An 18111-nucleotide genomic window follows, 5' to 3' on the forward strand; every position below is an offset into this window, starting at 1 on the left:
ACCCGAGGACCGACGCCGCCAGACTGTCCCGACATTAGCGAAACCACTGTCCGGGAATTAGCGGAACCCCTGTCCGGCTTTTGCGAAATGCGCAAACATCCCGCCGGCCGAAGCCGAGGAACGCTACTACGCCATGCTGGATGAACCAGCCATGGCCGCGTGACTCAAATGAAACGGCCTCCAGAAAACCCGGCGCGATTCAAATTCGCCTCAACGCGGGAGCCTTCCACACATGAGCGCTAACGGAGTACGTAGCAGGAACATGCACTCCCACGCAGGCGTATCGAGCTACTCGACGGTCAAATGGTTCAGGTGTCTGAGACGCCGTACAGCGCCGCGGACACGCTCATAAGAAGGATGTGGCGGCTCGGCAGCTTCGCCACAGCGAGTGATTCTGCTTGGTGGGACTCTCGGACGGGATTAGAGAAAAACAACAATGGTTTACGCGACGAACGTCGAGGTGATGGTGCCGCACGCATAGGTTTAGGCTTCAAGCCTCGCTCGAAAGGTTGCCGACCCGTTCTGACTTTGCGCTCAATCAGGAACGCATCTTGCGCTGACCCCGCAGTGACGCAGCGGGCCGCGAGGCCCGGGCTCGACGGCGCGGCTTCACTTATCTGCGGTGCTGCCTAAGGTCAGCGCCGATTGAGAACCCGATTGGCCAATCGGACGTTGAAGTCGATCAATCGATCAGCGGCCACAATGGCGTTGTCCTCTCGTCGGTTTGCCACCGCCTCGGCAAGGTCGGCATGCAGGCGCGCAGTCTCGCTGAAGTCCGTGACAGCGTGGTGCTTGAAATAGAAGCGTCTTGATTGCCCATGTAAAAGCCCGACCATGCGGCTGACATAGTTGTTGTCAGCAGCCTCTATCAGCGAATGGTTGAATTCATGATCGACTTTCATGAACAGGCGCTCGTTCCCGCTTTGCTGCGCCTGACGAAATTGTGACGCCTGCTTGCTGATAGTAAAATTCTGCTTTTGCGAAGCCCTTACTGCCGCAAGTTCAGCGATGAGGCGTTCCAGAGGCCGTCGGGCCTCCATCAGCTTCAGATAATCATCGACCGTGAGGTCGGAGACAAGAATGCCGCGCTGCGGAAGGATCTGCACCAGACCCTCGTTGGCAAGGCGCTGAAGAGCCTCCCGCACCGGCGTGCGTCCCATCCCTAACTGCGTCGCGAGCGCGCCTTCAGAAAGGACCTTGCCCGGCGAAAACTCGTTCGTGACGATCTTCTCCTCGAGGATCTGGTAGGCCTGATCCGAAAGCGGAACCTCGCCGCGGCCGCGGCGGACCGACTTTAATACAGGTGTCGCCTGGCCTTCGCCGGCCTCTCTGATGTCGCTTTCCTTCTGCCTCTCCATACCATTCTTTCCGCTGATGCAGCCTGAGCGTACTAACTCCGCCTCAATACCACATGTGACAATTTATGAAAGCTACCCGTCTTGCTATCGATCGACTACTAATATATATGTTGGCGACAATATGTACAACACCATCATTCGTGAGGCGTGAACATGGCGGTTGATAGACGGGCCACGCTCCAGAGAACATGCGACGTGCTGGTGGTGGGCGGCGGGGCGACTGGGGTCAGCGCCGCGGTCACGGCGGCGCGGCATGGACTCAGCGTCTGCTTGATCGAAAAATACGGCTTCTGCGGCGGCGGCGCCGTCGCCGGCCTTTCCGGAACGATCTGCGGGCTTTACGAGGCGACCGACGACGTGAAAGCGCCGCCGGTCAAGGTGGTGCATGGTTTTGTCGACGAATTCATTCATCTGATGGAGAAGGTCGGCGGCCTCGCTCCGCCCGTGCGCTACGGAAAGACGTTCACGCGCGTCCACGACCCTTTGGTGTGGAGGGAGGCTGCCGACGAGCTGCTGCAAGCCGCCGACGTCGAGATATTCTTCCACACCACCGTTACCGGCGTGCTTCTCGACGGCGATCGGGTGGTCGGGGTTTCTGCCTATTGCAAGGAAGGAGTGCTGGACGTTCGCGCCGCCACCGTCATCGACGCCAGTGGCGACGCCGACATCGTCGCGATGGCGGGCTTCGAAACATTCATCGGCGCCGATGGCCGGGTCCAAAACCCGACCATGATCTTCCGGCTTCTGGGCGTAGACGTCGACCGCTTCCAGTCGCATTTCGGCAGCGATACGATTATGCCGGCTGCGGTCACCTCCTTGATCCAGGAGGCGGTGGAAAGCCGGAAATACGACCTTCCCCGGTCGAAGATCTGGCTGTTTCCAACGACACGCCCCGGCGAGCTGCTGTGCAACTGCACGCGTGTCGTCGGGTCCGACGGGAGGGAGCTCAATCCGCTCTATGCCGCCGATTTCACCGAGGCGGAACTGGCCGGGCGACGTCAGGTGAGGGAGTATGCTCGGTTTTTCAGGGATACGCTTGTTGGATGCGAGCAAAGCTGGGTCAACGACACGGCCATCCAGGTAGGCGTTCGCCAGACCCGTCAGGGCCTGGGGACCTACGTCCTCAGGAACGACGATGTCGTCCATGCCGCGAAATTCGCCGATGGCATTGCTCGATCGCCCTGGCCGATCGAGCTCCATTCCGGCCAGAAGCCGATCGTCAACTGGATCAAGAACGACTTCTACGAGATCCCGTTCCGCTGCTTCGTTCCGGTCCGCGGCGAGGGGCTGCTTTTCGCGGGCCGGTGCCTGTCGGCGGAGCATGAGGCCGTCGCCTCGGCCCGGGTCACCGCGCAGTGCTTTTCATACGGGCAGGCCGCGGGTCACGCGGCAGCATTGGCGGTGTCCGGCAGCATCGCGCTGCGCGCGATCGACGGGCGGAAGATCCGAGAAATTCTCAACAATGAAGGCGCACAGCTCGATGACTGACCATAGTCAAAAAAAGCTGAACCTGCGAAGCAATTTTGAACCGGGCAGCACCAGATGGGCGGTGCGTCGCGCCCAGTGGCTAGCAATGGGCATTCCCGAAGAAGACTTCGAGAAGCCCAAGATCGCGATCGTCAACACATCGAGCAAGCTGTCCGTGTGCTTTCAGCATCTCGATGAGGTGACGGCGCGGGTCGACGCTGCCATTCGTGCCAATGGCGGATTGCCTTTCGAGGTCCGCACGGCCGCCTCGTCGGATTTCGTGACAAGCGCGGGCTTGCAGGGCCGCTACCTGATGCCGACCCGCGATCTCATGTCCTTCGACGTCGAGGTCCAGATCGAGGGCGCCGAGCTCGACGGTATGATCCTGCTGTCATCGTGCGACAAGACCACGCCGGCCCATCTCATGGCGGCCGCACGGCTCAACATACCGTCCATCGTAATCGCTTGCGGCTACCAGCTGGGCAGCGCGTGCGGCGAGAAGCACATCGACATCGAGACGCTTTACAACTCCGTCGGAAGTTACAAGGCCGGCGACATCGACCTCGATCGCCTGACGGAACTGAGCCGCTTCGCCATTCAGGGGCCGGGCGTCTGCGCCGGTCTGGCGACGGCGAATTCCATGCACATTCTTGCCGAAGCGCTCGGCATGACGCTTCCCGGAAATTCGCCTATACGTGCCGGGTCCGAACGCCTTTACGGTCTTTGCGACGCTGCGGGCAAGCGGATCGTTGAGATGGTTCTGGAAGATCTTCGGCCCCGTCAAGTTCTCACCGCGGCCGCGTTTCGCAATGCGATCCGTGTCGCCGTCGCCCTTGGAACCTCGGTAAACGTCGTGCGGCACCTCGCGGCGGTGGCGCACGAGGCCGAGCTCGAGCTGGACGTAACGGCCGAGGTGGAGCGGATATCTTCCGAGGTTCCGCTGATCGCGCAGATCAGACCCAACGGCTCAACCCGGATAGAGGACTTCGAGGCTGCGGGAGGCTGCCGCGCCGCGATGAAGGCGCTCGCCGCAATTCTCGATCGCGAGGCGATGACCGTATCCGGCAGGACGGTCGGCGACATCACCGACGCGTCACCGGATCCCGACAGTCCCTATCTCGCGACGCTCGACTCCCCATGCTCCGACGAACCCGGCCTGACGATCGTACGCGGCTCGCTCGCGCCGCTTGGAGCGGTCGTCAAGATCGCGGCCGTTCCCGTGCATATCCGGAAGTTCGACGGGCGTGCGCGCGTCTTCGAGAATGAGGCCGAGGCGATCGAACGGCTCAACCCGCGTCACCCCGAGTGTATCAGCAGCGGCGAGGTCGTCGTTCTGCGGATGATGGGCCCGAAGGGCGGTCCCGGAACGGTCTTCGCTGCCAGTTTCATGGCGGCGCTTCAGGGCACGGGGCTTGCCGGCGAGGTGGCGGTCGTCACCGACGGCGAGCTTTCGGGCCTAAACAGCGGGATCACGATCGGGCAGGTGATGCCCGAGGCCGCCGAAGGCGGACCGCTGGCCTATGTCAGGGACGCCGACACGATCGCCATCGATCTCAATCGTCGCGTCGTCGACCTTCTCGTCGACCACGACGAGATGACGCGCAGGATCAGCCAGCCACTTTCCTTGCCTCCCTCCAGAAAGGGCTGGCTCGCAGTCTATCGGGCGACGGTTGGTCCTCTCTCGCGTGGCGCCGTCGTCGGGGACGTGAGCGTCGTGGAAGACGCGCGGAACGCACGATAGCGCCGCCGGTCCCCGCACCGGCACCACCCAAGAAACATGATCAAAGGAGATGAGATGAAACTGCTTCGATATGGCGAGCCGGGCAAGGAGAAACCCGGACTGCTCGATTCCGACGGAAACATCCGCGATATTTCCCGGCATGTCGCCGACCTGTCGGACGATGCGCTTTCACCTGCCAGTCTCTGCCAGTTGTCCCGAACCGACTCGGACAGCTTTCCGATCGTCTCCGGGTCGCCCCGGCTTGGGCCGCCGGTGGGCGACGTGCAGCGCATGATCTGTATCGGCCTGAACTATTCCGATCACGCCGAAGAGTCGGGCCTTCCTGCTCCCGCCGAACCAGTGATCTTCGTAAAATCCTGCGCGGCGACGGGGCCGAACGACGATGTTCTCATCCCGCTGGGGGGAGAGAAAACCGATTGGGAGGTCGAGCTGGGCGTCGTCATCGGCCGGCGGGTACGGCATGTCGAGGAAAAGGACGCCCTGTCCTATGTCGCCGGCTACACGATCGGCCATGACGTGTCGGAGAGAGCGTTCCAACACGAGCGCGGCGGTCAGTGGACCAAGGGGAAGAGTTGCGAGGGCTTCGGCCCGCTCGGGCCCTGGCTCGTGACGGCGGATGAAGTCGGCGACCCGCAGTCGCTCGATATCTGGCTGGAAGTAAACGGCCAGCGCTACCAGAACGGCAATACGAAGAACATGATCTTTAGTGTAGCGGTCATCGTCAGCTATCTCAGCAAGTTTATGACCCTCGTGCCGGGCGACGTGATTCTAACGGGAACGCCCGCCGGTGTCGGCGCGGGAACCAAACCGACGCCGAAATTCCTGAAGGCCGGTGACGTCGTCAGGCTCGGGATCCAGCGGCTCGGCGAGCAGCAGCAGACATTCGTCCCCTACACCTGATCAGGCGCAAGTGACAGCCGCCGCCTTCCATTCGCGAAGCGGCGGCACTCCACACGGGTGGCAGTGTTCTGGAGGAAAGCCTATGTACGCGTTGAATTTCGGGCCTGTGCTCTCGAATTTTGAGGAGCTGATGCAGGGATTGTGGACCACGATCTACTTGTCTGTGTCGGCCATGATTCTCGGCCTTCTAGTCTCCATCGTCTGCGCGGTCGGAAAGACGAGCGGCGGGCGCCTCGTCGTTGCTCCGATCAATCTGTACATCGAGCTGATCAGGAACACGCCGTTCCTTGTCCAGATATTTATCATCTACTTCTCATTGCCCGTAATAGGCTTCCGCATGTCCCCGAACACCGCAGCGTTGACCGCTCTGGTGGTGAATGTCGGTGCCTATGGGACCGTAATCATCCGCGCCGGCATTGACTCCATTCAGCGCGGGCAGATCGAGGCGGGTCATGCGCTTGGACTGTCACGGGGCCTTCGCAAAGTGAGCATGTACACTTTGGCGTCCGATGGCCTTTCAAGCGAATGGGAAAACGTCCATCGTGATTTTCACTTTACGATCGTGTCTGCGTGCTCGTCTTCATGGCTGATCCGCTTTCACGAGTTGCTATGGGATCAAGCTGCCCGCTATCGTCACCTTTCCAGTACGTGCGAATTCGACCCATCGAGCACAATCACTGAGCATCAAATGATGGTCGATGCGTTGCTTAAGCGGGACTCTATCGTGAGCATCGACCTTAGCCGCCGCCACATAGTCGAATGCCGCTTGGCGAATGATTCAAAGCAACCCGAGTCGGCTTGCTGACGTCAAATCTGACGAGCGCCTCAAGCGCATTTCCAACATTGTCGAGCTCGGCATTGCCGATCTCGGGATGCACCAACAAGAGGTAACGGCGATATGACCTTGCTTGGCCCAGAAGCTCTCATCATCAGGAATGGAATTGCTGAGGGTTGCGAGGAACAATTTGTTCGCTGGCACACGTTCGAGCACATCGACGAACGGCTAGCTGTTCCAGGCTTTCTTCGCGCACGTCGTTTTAGAGCCGTCAGTTCATCTCCAAATTGGCTGACGCTCTACGAGACTAAAGAAGGCGCGCTCAGATCCCAGGCTTATAAGCAGCGACTTGAGGCCCCCACTGAAGCAACGCGTGAGATGATCTCAGTCTTCAGAAACTCTGAACGAGCCATATGCAATGTTCGTCGATCCTCGGGATCTGGAATTGGCGGCGCCCTGTTAGCATTGAACTGTTCCCACGCCGATAGCGACAAATTGCGTTCATACGACACGCACATCGACGTCGTCGCGTCTCACGTACTAGACGCGGACATCGAAGCATCTGCTGTTCGATCAGCAGAGAAGGCGTTACTGCAAAGCCCTGACCGCATACCTTCAGCCGTCCTTCTCTTTGAGGGCACGAGCGTCGAGTCGCTGAAGCTGCTCCGCGACACGTTAGGGTGCGGAGAACTCTTTCAGCTCGAAATCGTGCAACGACGAGTTGGAGCATGCTGACTGAAGAAGTTCTCGTCGACAATCGAGGCATCGAGGAAATCATCGGCGACATGCTCGGCGTCGGTGCAGGAGCTTCTGGTGTCGCAGCAGCAGTGACCGCGCCAAGGGCTGGTTTATCCGTCATATGAGAAATTCGCGTCACTTTTTGTGATTGCAGATTAAGTTTTGGAGAAAAAATATGAGTGGGTCAGAAAAGCGCAGTGAGGTCGCCGTTGTAACCGGGGCTGCGCAAGGTATTGGACGCGCGATCTGCGAAGTAATGGCTCGAACAGGTTACGCAGTTTGCGGTCTGGATCGGGCATTTACTGATAACAACGAGGAGTGGGAAGTACGGCTTACTCGTTTTGGAGCGCGAGACGCGGCCGCCTTTCCGTTTGACTTAAACAAAATTGAGACACATTCGGAGACTGTCTCGCGCATCGCCGAGCGCTTTGGAGCCGTCGATATCCTTATCAACAATGCGGGCATAGGGTCGCCGAAACGCGGCGACATGCTTGACCTCACTCCGGAAAACTACGACGCGACGCTCGGGGTCAATCTGCGCGGCACCTTTTTTCTGACGCAAGCGGCGGCGCGATGGATGCTAAATAACGGCGCCAAAAACGGCGTGAACCGTTCAATTGTTTTTGTTTCGTCCGCTGGTGCGGAGATCGCGTCGCTTGAGCGCGCCGAATACTGCATTTCTAAAGCAGCTCTACCGATGCTCACGAAATTGTTCGCGTTGCGTATGTCTGCAGCGGGCGTGAACGTCTTCGAAGTTCGGCCCGGCATCGTTCGGACCGCTATGACGTCTGCGGTCGCTGCAAAATACGATGTTGCGATATCCGAGGGCATTGTCCCTGCTGGTCGTTGGGCAGAGCCAGACGACATTGCGGACGCAATCAATGCGCTAGTTTCAGGCGCATTTCGCTTCGCGACCGGCAGTCATGTCTTCATTGATGGTGGACTATCGATCCAACGCTTGTGAGACATCATCCAAAGCTGTTGCGAACGCCGTCGAGCAAGCAAGTCCAATCTATGGTCGTTATCTAAAGCTTATCTTCTCTAAGCGCAGAGGTCTGTTGTGACATTCCCAAAGATTATGAACGCCGAAGCAGCTGCTGCACTCTTGCCTGATGGTGCGATTGTTACGGTTTCATCCGCCTCTGGACTCGGGTGTCCCGACGCAGTGTTGGCCGCTATCGGCCAGCGCTTTGATAAAACGGGGCATCCGCGCAACATAACGTCTTTGCATCCTATCGGGGCGGGCGACATGTGGGGCATTGAAGGTATCGGCCACCTTGCTAAGCAAGGCTGCTTGGCCAAGGTGATAGCAGGTTCCTATCCTTCGGGCCCATCGTCCGCCGAACAGCCGGAAATTTGGCGGATGATTGAATCAAACGAAATACCCGCATACAATGTTCCTTCGGGCATTCTTTTTGATTTACACCGAGAGGCTGCTGCCAAACGGCCGGGCGTTCTGACGAAAATCGGGATCGACACTTTCGCAGATCCCAATCGACAGGGCTGCGCTATGAATGCTCGGGCGGCTGCCGAGCCAATTGTGAAGCATGTCGAGTTTGAAGGCGAGGATTGGCTTTACTTCAAAACCATCGTGCCGAACGTTGCCATTATCCGCGCGACGACCGCCGACGAACGCGGTAATCTATCCTTCGAGCACGAGGGCGCTTATCTCGGACCGATCGAGCAGGCGCTAGCTGTTCGCAACAACGGTGGCATCGTGATCGCCCAAGTAAAGCGTCTCGCGAAGAGCGGAACGATCAAACCATTTGCGGTTGCCGTTCCAGGTATATTCGTTGATGTGATCGTCGTCGCCCCCGACCAGATGCAGTCAACGCAGACAGTTTATGATCCGGCTGTCTCGGGTGAAGTCTTTAAGCCCCTCTCAACTTTCACCAAACGGACTTTCGATGCTAGCAAAGTCGTGGCTCGTCGGGTGGCGCAGGAGATGAGATTTGGCGACGCCGTCAACATCGGATTCGGGATTTCGGCACTTGTCCCGCGAATTCTCATTGAGGAAGACTTGCACGGCAGCGTCACCTGGATGATCGAACACGGCGCTATCGGGGGTATTCCACTTCTCGACTTCCAGTTTGGTTGTTCTTCAAACGCTGAAGCTATCGTTTCTTCACCGACAAACTTTCTTTATTTTCAAGGCGGGGGGTTTGATGCCACACTTCTGTCGTTCCTTCAGATTGACAAAGAGGGCTCGGTAAACGTTTCGCGACTCGCAGCACGTCCACACGTGACGGCAGGCGCAGGTGGCTTCGTCGATATCTCCTCGCGTGCCAAACGACTGGTTTTTTCGGGCTTCTTTAGTGCCGGAGCAAAGCTCGGTCTAGAGAATGGCAACCTGATCATCCACAAAGAAGGAAAGGTTCGGAAGCTCGTAAATGAAATCGAGCACGTCTCGTTCTCGGGCCGCCGCGCCATCGAGCAAGGCCAGAATGTCGTTTACGTAACCGAGCGCTGCGTGATGCATTTGACAGCGGATGGTGTTGCTGTCGTGGAGATCGCGCCCGGTGTCGACTTAAGACGTGATATCCTTGATCAATCAGAATTCAAGCTTCTAGTTCCGCAGACACCCAAGTTAATGAATCCTACGCTGTTCCGCCCCGAACCCTTCGGATTGAAATTGAGGAGTGCAGAATGAGCATGACCGTTAAGGTGAACATTGAGGCAAGTATTGCGACCATCGTGCTCGCGCGCCCCGATAAACTCAACGCGCTTAACGGTCCGATGATCGCCGAGTTGGGCGATGCGGCAGTTTTAATCGGAAAGGATGCCAGCGTCAGGGTCGCCATCATTACGGGGAGCGGCAAGGCTTTTTGTACAGGTGGAGACATTGCTGCTTGGAGCGAGATCGGCTCGTTGTCGTTGGGGGAGGAGTGGGTCCGCGAAGGTCACCGTGTTTTCGACGCGCTAGCTCGACTTCGGGTGCCTCTTATCGCTGCGCTAAATGGCTCGGCCTTCGGTGGCGGGCTCGAGCTTGCTGCAACAGCAGACCTTCGCATCGCTGAAGCAGGAGCGAAGTTTGGTCTTCCTGAAACGGGACTCGGTATGGTGCCTGGTTGGTCCGGCACGCAGCGATTGGTTCGTCGATTTGGTAGTCGCGTTGTTCGCCGCCTTGCACTCGGCGGCGAGATCGTCACTAGCGCCGCTGCCCTAGCCCTCGGGCTCGTCGACGAAGTTGTGCCAGCCGGCGGAAGTCTAGCCGCTGCTCAAGTTTGGGCGGATCGTATATCCCAGCGCGGCCCCACCGCTACGCTCGTGGCCAAGCGCTTGATAAATGCCGCCGAAGGAGAGGACAAAGAAGCTACTCTCGAGATATTGGCGAGCGCGTTTGTCGCGACAACCGATGAATTGAAAGAAGGGGTCGCAAGCTTCCGGGAGAAGCGAAGGCCGCAATTCACTAATCCAGCTTTAGACCCCGCCTGATGCGCATGTCGGGAAACGATTTCGAGGCATACGGACCCTTGGTTACCGAAACCCCAGCACGTCTCGCTAAGATTTGGCCGCTCGAAGCCCTCGCCCGCCGGGGACATATGAGGCGAGCCTCATAGATGCAACAGATCTAAGGAGGGAGTTATGCCACGTCATCCGAATTACGTTCCCCACGGCGTCACTCCCGCTGTTATCCTTCCCTTCGAGGAAGATTTCGAGATCGACGAGGTAAGCTTCCGAAAGCACCTTGCGCGACGTGGGCGCGGTGGAAGGGCACTCTGCATTCCACCGAAGTTGCCTCCTGCACTTTTGACGAGCAGCGCCGGGTGATGGAGATCGCCCAGGATGAAGTAGGCGACAAATATCCTCTCGTTCATGGCATCTGGGCTGACGGGAGCTTAGAGGGTTTTGTTGCAACGGCTGAATAGGGGCGCAGAGAGGCCTGATGCGATGGTCAATCAGGCGGCGAGGATTTCGGAGAGTGCACCTATTGAATGTTGGTGCGTGCGCGGGGGCGCGCGTCGTTGCGTTCATGCTCGAAAAGAGCCGGCGGAAGCGGAGCACGATTGCGTATTATGTCGGATCCCTTCTCGCCCACCATGATCGTCGGAGCATTGGTGTTGCAGGACGGCACCCGCGGCATGACTGAGGAGTCGCAAACGCGTAAGCCCTCCAACCCATGGACCTTGAGATCGAACCCGACGACGGCCATGGAATCGAAACCCATCTTGCACGTGCCGACCGGGTGGTGATCGGTCTTGGCATTGGCGCACCCGTAAATGAACAAGTCTTCGTCCGTCACGGCCTTTGGTCCAGGCAGGCGCTCGGCCATCACGAAAGGTTCCAAGGCGGCCTGCTGCATGATCTCCCGGGCGATCTTCAGGCCCTCGATCGACATTTTCCGATCGTGCGGGTCTTCCCAATAGTTGGGGTCGATCAGCGGGGCCGCCGAAGGATCGGCGGAAGAAAGTCTAACCGTGCCGCGAGAGCGCGGATGCAGATAGGCGGAGTTCAGCGTCACACCGGCGTTCTTCAGCCGCTCGACTCCCGCCTCTATCCCGGAGCCGAGGCCGAGGTGGAATTGGACGTCGGGCGAGCGGGCCTCGGGGTCCGCATACCAAAAACCGCCCGTCTCGAAGAGCGAGGAGGCGACCGGACCAGTGCGGAAGAGTACGTACTGGATACCGGCCCAGAGGGTGCGGTGCAGCTTCGCCACGTTGTCATAGGTGTGGTCGCCGGTGCATTCGCAAATGACGAACAGGTCGAGATGGTCCTGCATGTTCGAGCCCACCCCCGGTAGGTCGTGTTTCACCTGAACTCCGACAGATTTAAGATGATCGATCGGGCCGATGCCCGACTGCAGGAGTAACTTAGGCGAACCTATGGCGCCGGAGGAGACGAGTACTTCGCGTTCCGCCCGGATCGCTTCGATGCCCTTCGCGGTCACCACCTCCACGCCCAGGGCGCGGGTGCCTTCCAGCACGATGCGGGCGACGCGAGCGCCGGTGCGGATCGAAAGGTTTCTCCGACCCTTGATCGGCGACAGATAGGCCATTGAGGCGGAGGAGCGACGGCGATTGCGTTGCGTAAGCTGATAGAAGCCGACGCCGGCCTGCTGGCGACCGTTGAAGTCGTGGTTGTAGGGAACGCCGAGTTCCTGGCCGGCGCGGATATACGCGTCGCAGATCGGGAGTTTCGAGACTGGCATGGAGACGCCGAGCGGCCCGCCATAGGAATGGTAGTCGTCGGCAAAACGCTGGTTGTCCTCAGCGCGCTTAAAATAGGGCAGGATTTCACGATAGCTCCAGCCCTCGCAGCCGTCGTCTGTCGCCCAGAGATCGTAATCGGCTGCATTGCCGCGCGTATAGAGCTGTGCATTGATTGAGGAACCTCCGCCGATCACTTTCGCCTGCGTATAGCGCAGCACTCGGCCTTTCATGTGCTTCTGCGGCACGGTTTCCCAGCCCCAACTCGCCACGCCCTTGGTCATCTTGGCGAAGCCCGCCGGCATGTGGAACAGCGGGTTCCAATCTCCGCCGCCAGCCTCCAGCAACAACACGCGCACGGCCGGATCTTCCGAAAGCCGGTTCGCGAGCACGCAGCCGGCAGGCCCGGCTCCGGTGATGATGTAGTCGAAGCCCATTCTGTTGCTCCCTTCAGAGGCGTGGAATTGAAGAGCTCCCGTCGGTCGGCTTCGACGATTATTCCCGTCGCAAAACCCAAATCGCCGGAAGCGAGTGCCGTGCAGATTTTGCCGAGGTCTGCTGCTTCTTCCCCTCGCTGCATGCCGGGCCACACCTCAACAGGGCCTGCGCTCGCGGGACATGGAACTGAGGCCGTCTTCAGCAGCAAGGCGTTGAGTTCCTCCAGGTTCTTGAAGCGCAGCCTTGGCGTGAAAAAGCGATCGCGCCCAGCCTGACCTGGTTCTCGACCCGACCCTTCTCCCAACCCGACGCTGGAGTGCAGGCCACCGGCTCGACAAGATAGTGGCCGATCCAAAGGCATGGCCAAACAGCGGTATCGACGTCCTCGTGCCACGGAATTCCCAGCGCTGAATGGCCTCAGCTGCCGCTTACGCTACATGCGGCAATATGCGCTTCCATCTGATTGCCACGCGGCACCCAAGGACGGACGCTGGGAGGCTTGGGGGTACGTTCAATGACGCGTTTGATTTGGGCCGCTGCATCAAGCCAATCGCTCGAACACGACGTTGATGTGAGTCATTGCAGCAAGCCGGTATGATCTGCATTCCATTACATTTATGATCCGATCCCTATTGCCCTTTAGATAATGCTCGTTTGGCTCGCATTGGATGACAGCAGGTCTGATGCACTCGTAGTCAATGGCCTTGACGAGATCGTGATCCAGTCCTTCGCAATCGATCGATAAGAAATCGATCTTATTGGCATAAGGGGCCAGTAGTTCATTGATACCGATCGCGCTCACCTCGATATGTTCTCGGATACCTCCTAAACCGTCGAAGTCCCCGAAACTTTCAACGTGCGCTTTATCCACCGACGAAAGCTCATGGGCGTTTCCGATGAAGAGCGTCGCAGACGCTTGCGGAGCGGGCAAGACAACGGATCGAACGAGAACGTCTTCCGGGCGAGCAGTCCTGATCAGCGCTTCCAATTCAGGATTGGGTTCAACCAGAACACCTCGCGCGCCCCGTTGGTACATAAGAAAGGTATTTGAGGTAGAAATGGGGTGATTAGCGCCGATATCGACATAAAACACACTGTCCCAAGATCTTTCACTCTTGCAGAGTTTTGCAGCCAAGATTCCTTCGACAATAACATCTTCCCCGGCTTGTGCGTAACTAGCCGGCGCGAAGTGCTTTATCCGAGAGTTCGGCAGATTTCGCCTAGCGACCTCTTGGTTTATGGACTGATTTTCAAACTTGGACAGCATAGCTCGACCTCCAGTGCATTGGACAGGGGACCGCTACGACCGGTTGTCGCGACGGCTCCTGTCCTAATCCCTGCAATCGACGTGCCACCTGCCGAATGCGGTGCTCCTTACTTAACAAGAGTGAAACACGCGCGCCCGCTGGAATGGCCGCGACACTTTTGTCGGGTTCGCTACATCGGCGCTACCGTCCGGCGACTTGCCGAGGAGGTTGCAAAGTTTTTGGCAATCAGGTCATCGGGCTCGGGTGTTCCTCGGAGAGTTGAGATGTTCAAAGGCCGCCATTTCGACCAATCCGTGTTCTTCCTTCACGCAGGCAGACCAACCGGGAAGGTTTTGTTGCAACGGCTGAATAGGGGCGCAGAGAGGCCTGATGCGATGGTCAATCAGGCGGCGAGGATTTCGAACTGCTCGGCCAGGGACGGATTCGGATTGAAGGCGAACCTCGCCTGTCGCTTGCGCATCATGTGGATCATTTCGATGCCGGAAAGGATGGTGCAGGCAGTGGCCGTCGATTTGAAGCCGAGCATCGGCCGGACCCGGCGCTTGATACGCCGATGGTCCTGCTCGATCCGATTGTTCAAATACTGGCTCCGGCGGATGCGGAACGGCTTCAGCCGGCGCCGGGAGCGATCCTGCAAGCGATGTGTGATGTCGCAGGAAACGATCGCCTCGTGGTTGGTCTGGCTCCCGTCGATGACGACGCGATCCGGTCGGCCATGACGCTCAAGCGCCTTTCTGAAGAAGCGCTGGCCGCAGGCAGGTCGCGCTGCTCGCTGAACCAAAACTCGACTGTGTCACCGACAGTGTCGATGGCGCGATAGAGATACGTCCACTGGCCGCGGACCTTGATGTAGGTCTCGTCGACATGCCACTTGCCGGTGACGGCACGCTTGCGCCGGTTGAAACGCTCGAGCAACAAGAGCGAGAAACGAACGGCCCACCGGTGGATGGTCGTGTGATCGACCGTGATGCCGCGCTCGGCCATCATCTCCTCAAGATCGCGCAGGCTCACATTGTAGGCGAGATACCAGCGCACGCACAGCAGGATCACGGATTGGTCGAACTGACGGCCTTTGAACATTCCAACCCTCCGAAATGATCGAAGGCTCCTTGCCACAGCGCTGGTAATCAAAAGGTTGCAAACAGAACCCTTCCAGGCGCACCGTTCATTGTGCAGGGTCAGCCAGTGCCAGGATCGCCATTATCGATTTTGTCGGTGTCGATCTCCATCGCTGCAGCTTAACACAGACCGCACCCGCCGCGGCCCACCGACCACATGGGACTAACCGACTGCGGACGGCTAGCTGAGAGAAGCGATCAGGTCGCCAAGCTACTCTTCAGTCTCCGACCTGAGTTCAGTAACCACTGATGCAGCGATTCGAGGCTGCCGGAGTGCAGCGCGGCCCTGAAGCAGGCCGTGAAACGATCGCACTCGCGAATTGACGCTGCCCGGCGGTTGGCGAAGTTTGCTCATAGGGCCGTACTTGTTGAGATCGTGCCCACTGGCGTGGTGTAGCTGACGGCATTGGTCGCCGTGCTCTCCGGCATGGGCCGGAATGATCAGCGCGCCACTGCCGGCAGGCTGATGAGCGGATCATCGCTCATCTGGCTGATGGTCTCAAGCGTCATGTAGCGGGCCCGCTGCACGGCCCATTCATCGTTCTGTTCGAGCAGGAGCGCGCCGACGAGGCGGACGATGGCGTCGTCATTGGGGAAGATGCCGACGACCTCGGTCCTGCGCTTGATCTCGCCGTTGAGGCGCTCGATCGGGTTGGTGCTATGCAGCTTGGCGCGGTGCTCTCTGGGGAAAGTCATGTAGGCGAGCACGTCGGGCTCGGCGTCGTCCATGATGGCGGCGAGCTTGGGCACCTTCGGCCGGATCTGGTCGGCAACGGCGCGCCATTGGGTGCTGGCGGCTTCCGGCGTCTCCTGGGCGAAGGCTGTGGCGATGAAGGCCGAGACGACGCGGCGACCGCTCTTGCCGGCATGGGCCAGCACGTTCCTCATGAAGTGGACGCGGCACCTCTGCCATGTCGCGCACAGCACCTTGGTGACGGCCGCCTTGATGCCTTCATGGGCATCGGAGACGTCGAGCTTGACGCCCCTGAGGCCGCGCCGGGTCAGCTTGCGCAGGAACTCAGTCCAGATCGGCTCGGCCTCCGAGGTGCCGATCTCCATGCCCAGCACCTCGCGCCGGCCGTCGCTGTTGACGCCGACGGCGATGATGACGGCGACCGAGACGATGCGCCCGCCGCGGCGCACCTTCAGGTAGGTGGCATCGATCCACAGATAGGGCCAGTCACCCTCGATCGGCCGGTCGAGGAAGGCCTTCACCTTGCCGTCGATCTCTTCGCACAACCGGCTGACCTGGCTCTTGGAGATGCCGCTCATGCCCATGGCCTTGACCAGGTCGTCGACGGAGCGTGTCGAGATGCCCTGGATGTAGGCCTCCTGGATGACGGCCGTCAGCGCCTTCTCGGCCATGCGCCTGGGCTCCAGGAAGCTCGGGAAGTAGGAACCCTTCCGCAGCTTTGGGATGCGCAGCTCGACGGTGCCGGCCCGCGTCTCCCAGTCTCTGTCGCGGTAGCCGTTGCGCTGAGCCGTGCGCAGCGAGTTCTTCTCGCCATAGCCGGCGCCGGTGGCGGCGCCCACCTCCAGCTCCATCAGCCGCTCAGCGGCAAAGCCGATCATGTCGCGCAAGATATCGGCGTCGGGGGTCTTCTCTACGAGCGTGCGCAGGTTCATCATGTCGTTGGTCATCGGTGGTTCCTTCGAATCAGGTTGTGTCAGCAACCCAACCCTACCGAAGAACATCGATGACCGCCGCAAAGCCGCTCGCTCGCTCGCTACAGCGCTGTTGAGGGCGCGCTCGCGAGCGGCTTCGCTACCGCCGAGCTACACCACGTCTGGGGACGCGACCCTTGTTGAACCGATGCTGATCCAGATGTGCGAGCAGCGCATCGATTTGCCGCCCATCCAGCGCCTCGAAGGCTGTGCATATATCGATCCCGCACGCCTTCAGGATTTCGCGGGCGCGCTTCGCATTTTCATTCCGTTCATGCATCAGGGTAGTCTCCGATTATGGCGGCAGTCGCTTTGGTCAGCAGCATAATCGGTTTACCGCAGAGATTGCGAGACCGAAAAGCCAATCCGGGCGGCCTTGACCGGATGGCTACCCGACAATAGCGCGTTGCTCGTCTGGATAAAGTTGGGCGATTACGGCGGGAACGAAGAAGCTCGCGGGAACGTCGAATCGTCTGAGGAGTGCGGATTCCGACGATCGCGCGCATGCATTCCAACCTGATGCCGCGCACCGTTCCGATTTGATCGCGCGCATGTGAGGCGACGGATCGTTGAAGGTAAGTGTGACTACGAACTTATCCTGGTCAAGCTGGTGTCGATGAGATCGTTGTGGACGGCGCAAGATTGCCTCCAACGGAGCGAAGCAGTCCGGCGCCGCGCTTCCCAACGCGTCGTAGGGGCCGGTCTGCTTCGCGGGCCGCGCGTCCGACATTCTTTTGGCCAGGATATTTTCCACGGTTTTAGGGTCCGGCCTTTTTCAGGTCTGTATTTCGGCCGATTGGCGCAGACGACGCATGGACTCGCCGCTCATTTCAAGCCTGTGAGCGTTGTGAACAAGACGATCCAATATTGCGTCGGCGTAGGTGGGGTCGCTGATTTTTTCGTGCCATCTGGCTACGGGGAATTGGCTGGTGACGAGCGTCGACCGTCGGCCGTATCGTCCCTCGAGGATCTCCAGCAGATAGTGGGGAGCATTGCCGTCGATACTGAAGCCCGTAGTCATCGAGGATGATAAGTTCGACGGCGCCGAGACTTTTCAGGCGTGCTGCGAGGCTGCCGATACCGCGGGCCTGCTCGAGGCTCTGCAGCAATGCCGGCATCCGGACGTAAAGGACCGAATGATTGTCGCGGCAGGCCTTGTGTCCCAAGGCGCAGGCCAACCAGCTTTTCCCAATGCCTGTCGGGCCGACAATGGCGCAGTTCTCGTGCTTCCTGATCCAGTCGCCCGCAATCAGCAGGTCGAGTATGCTGCGATCATATTCGCGTGGCGCACGGCGAATGATATCCTCGGGAACAGCAGGATGGTGCAGTTTCGTATTGCGAAGCCGAAGCGCAAGACGCTTGTTATTGCGCCAGGTTGCTTCCTGGTCCAGCAGCAGCGCCTGCGCCCCGTTCGGCTTTCCGTCGACGCGATCTGGCCCGCCGATCGGATGAGGCAGCACCTGAATGCGCTCGAATGCCTCAATGCTCTTCACGCG

At 59.3% G+C, this 18111-nt stretch carries 14 protein-coding genes and 3 pseudogenes; 10 read left to right on the plus strand and 7 right to left on the minus strand.

Annotated features, from left to right (window positions below; genetic code table 11):
• Window positions 1-635 precede the first annotated feature (635 nt).
• Window positions 636-1358, minus strand: coding sequence for a GntR family transcriptional regulator (locus C8D77_RS36390; protein WP_109672722.1), 723 nt, complete (start codon window positions 1356-1358; stop codon window positions 636-638).
• Between the two features lie 153 nt (window positions 1359-1511).
• Between C8D77_RS36390 and C8D77_RS36395 the strand changes: the two genes are divergently transcribed.
• The 9 genes from C8D77_RS36395 (at window position 1512) to C8D77_RS36425 (ending at window position 10414) form a co-directional block, all read left to right on the plus strand.
• On the plus strand, window positions 1512-2846 hold the full coding sequence (locus C8D77_RS36395) for an FAD-dependent oxidoreductase (protein WP_109672724.1): 1335 nt from the start codon (window positions 1512-1514) through the stop codon (window positions 2844-2846).
• On the plus strand, window positions 2821-4566 hold the full coding sequence (gene ilvD, locus C8D77_RS36400; RefSeq protein ID WP_245951977.1) for a dihydroxy-acid dehydratase: 1746 nt from the start codon (window positions 2821-2823) through the stop codon (window positions 4564-4566). The genes C8D77_RS36395 and ilvD overlap by 26 nt, the downstream gene beginning before the upstream one ends.
• A gap of 54 nt (window positions 4567-4620) precedes the next feature.
• Complete coding sequence (locus tag C8D77_RS36405) at window positions 4621-5466, plus strand: fumarylacetoacetate hydrolase family protein (protein WP_109672726.1); 846 nt, start codon at window positions 4621-4623, stop codon at window positions 5464-5466.
• A gap of 82 nt (window positions 5467-5548) precedes the next feature.
• Complete coding sequence (locus tag C8D77_RS36410) at window positions 5549-6271, plus strand: ABC transporter permease subunit (protein ID WP_109672728.1); 723 nt, start codon at window positions 5549-5551, stop codon at window positions 6269-6271.
• Window positions 6272-6364: 93 nt separating this feature from the next.
• Entirely contained in the window at window positions 6365-6976 is a 612-nt protein-coding gene (locus tag C8D77_RS37410; RefSeq protein ID WP_146211873.1) for a hypothetical protein, read from the plus strand.
• On the plus strand, window positions 6970-7104 hold the full coding sequence (locus tag C8D77_RS38935) for a hypothetical protein (RefSeq protein ID WP_281277079.1): 135 nt from the start codon (window positions 6970-6972) through the stop codon (window positions 7102-7104). Before C8D77_RS37410 ends, C8D77_RS38935 begins: the two co-directional genes overlap by 7 nt.
• A gap of 50 nt (window positions 7105-7154) precedes the next feature.
• Window positions 7155-7943 (plus strand): 3-ketoacyl-ACP reductase, encoded by a 789-nt coding sequence (locus tag C8D77_RS36415; RefSeq protein ID WP_109672747.1) that lies wholly within the window; start codon window positions 7155-7157, stop codon window positions 7941-7943.
• A 114-nt stretch (window positions 7944-8057) separates the two neighbouring features.
• A complete protein-coding gene (locus C8D77_RS36420) occupies window positions 8058-9629 on the plus strand; it encodes an acyl CoA:acetate/3-ketoacid CoA transferase (RefSeq protein ID WP_109672730.1) in 1572 nt (523 codons plus the stop codon).
• The gene (locus C8D77_RS36425) at window positions 9626-10414 is read left to right on the plus strand and encodes an enoyl-CoA hydratase/isomerase family protein (RefSeq protein ID WP_109672732.1); all 789 of its coding nucleotides are present in this window, start codon (window positions 9626-9628) and stop codon (window positions 10412-10414) included. The genes C8D77_RS36420 and C8D77_RS36425 overlap by 4 nt, the downstream gene beginning before the upstream one ends.
• A gap of 493 nt (window positions 10415-10907) precedes the next feature.
• Here C8D77_RS36425 and C8D77_RS36430 read toward each other — a convergent pair whose 3' ends face one another.
• The 5 genes and pseudogenes from C8D77_RS36430 to C8D77_RS36455 all read right to left on the minus strand — a co-directional run bounded on the left by C8D77_RS36430 (window position 10908) and on the right by C8D77_RS36455 (window position 16591).
• Window positions 10908-12563 carry a GMC family oxidoreductase gene (locus C8D77_RS36430; RefSeq protein WP_109672734.1) on the minus strand — a complete coding sequence of 552 codons (1656 nt, stop codon included), beginning with the start codon at window positions 12561-12563 and terminating at the stop codon, window positions 10908-10910.
• 203 nt (window positions 12564-12766) lie between these two features.
• A pseudogene (locus tag C8D77_RS38675) lies at window positions 12767-12909 on the minus strand (IS21 family transposase); the annotation flags it as partial.
• A gap of 196 nt (window positions 12910-13105) precedes the next feature.
• The gene (locus tag C8D77_RS36445) at window positions 13106-13831 is read right to left on the minus strand and encodes an FkbM family methyltransferase (RefSeq protein ID WP_109672736.1); all 726 of its coding nucleotides are present in this window, start codon (window positions 13829-13831) and stop codon (window positions 13106-13108) included.
• Between the two features lie 383 nt (window positions 13832-14214).
• Window positions 14215-14882 (minus strand): annotated as a pseudogene (locus tag C8D77_RS36450) (IS6 family transposase); the annotation flags it as partial.
• 509 nt (window positions 14883-15391) lie between these two features.
• Window positions 15392-16591 carry an IS256 family transposase gene (locus C8D77_RS36455; RefSeq protein WP_109672740.1) on the minus strand — a complete coding sequence of 400 codons (1200 nt, stop codon included), beginning with the start codon at window positions 16589-16591 and terminating at the stop codon, window positions 15392-15394.
• Between C8D77_RS36455 and C8D77_RS37955 the strand changes: the two genes are divergently transcribed.
• On the plus strand, window positions 16578-16943 hold the full coding sequence (locus tag C8D77_RS37955) for a hypothetical protein (protein ID WP_170136924.1): 366 nt from the start codon (window positions 16578-16580) through the stop codon (window positions 16941-16943). The genes C8D77_RS36455 and C8D77_RS37955 overlap by 14 nt on opposite strands.
• Before the next feature lie 447 nt (window positions 16944-17390).
• On the opposite strand, the pseudogene istB reads toward C8D77_RS37955, so the two are convergent.
• Window positions 17391-18012 (minus strand): annotated as a pseudogene (istB, locus tag C8D77_RS39205) (IS21-like element helper ATPase IstB); the annotation flags it as partial.
• Between the last annotated feature and the right edge of the window lie 99 nt (window positions 18013-18111).

This window comes from Mesorhizobium loti, assembly GCF_003148495.1.
Lineage (GTDB): Bacteria > Pseudomonadota > Alphaproteobacteria > Rhizobiales > Rhizobiaceae > Mesorhizobium > Mesorhizobium loti.

What these genes read in the sequence shown, in the direction of transcription:
- C8D77_RS36390 (WP_109672722.1), bottom strand. Translation starts at nt 1,358, where the DNA reads ATGGAGAGGCAGAAGGAAAGCGACATCAGAGAGGCCGGCGAAGGCCAG.
- C8D77_RS36395 (WP_109672724.1), top strand. Translation starts at nt 1,512, where the DNA reads ATGGCGGTTGATAGACGGGCCACGCTCCAGAGAACATGCGACGTGCTG.
- ilvD (WP_245951977.1), top strand. Translation starts at nt 2,821, where the DNA reads ATGAAGGCGCACAGCTCGATGACTGACCATAGTCAAAAAAAGCTGAAC.
- C8D77_RS36405 (WP_109672726.1), top strand. Translation starts at nt 4,621, where the DNA reads ATGAAACTGCTTCGATATGGCGAGCCGGGCAAGGAGAAACCCGGACTG.
- C8D77_RS36410 (WP_109672728.1), top strand. Translation starts at nt 5,549, where the DNA reads ATGTACGCGTTGAATTTCGGGCCTGTGCTCTCGAATTTTGAGGAGCTG.
- C8D77_RS37410 (WP_146211873.1), top strand. Translation starts at nt 6,365, where the DNA reads ATGACCTTGCTTGGCCCAGAAGCTCTCATCATCAGGAATGGAATTGCT.
- C8D77_RS38935 (WP_281277079.1), top strand. Translation starts at nt 6,970, where the DNA reads ATGCTGACTGAAGAAGTTCTCGTCGACAATCGAGGCATCGAGGAAATC.
- C8D77_RS36415 (WP_109672747.1), top strand. Translation starts at nt 7,155, where the DNA reads ATGAGTGGGTCAGAAAAGCGCAGTGAGGTCGCCGTTGTAACCGGGGCT.
- C8D77_RS36420 (WP_109672730.1), top strand. Translation starts at nt 8,058, where the DNA reads ATGAACGCCGAAGCAGCTGCTGCACTCTTGCCTGATGGTGCGATTGTT.
- C8D77_RS36425 (WP_109672732.1), top strand. Translation starts at nt 9,626, where the DNA reads ATGAGCATGACCGTTAAGGTGAACATTGAGGCAAGTATTGCGACCATC.
- C8D77_RS36430 (WP_109672734.1), bottom strand. Translation starts at nt 12,563, where the DNA reads ATGGGCTTCGACTACATCATCACCGGAGCCGGGCCTGCCGGCTGCGTG.
- C8D77_RS36445 (WP_109672736.1), bottom strand. Translation starts at nt 13,831, where the DNA reads ATGCTGTCCAAGTTTGAAAATCAGTCCATAAACCAAGAGGTCGCTAGG.
- C8D77_RS37955 (WP_170136924.1), top strand. Translation starts at nt 16,578, where the DNA reads ATGTCGTTGGTCATCGGTGGTTCCTTCGAATCAGGTTGTGTCAGCAAC.
- C8D77_RS36455 (WP_109672740.1), bottom strand. Translation starts at nt 16,591, where the DNA reads ATGACCAACGACATGATGAACCTGCGCACGCTCGTAGAGAAGACCCCC.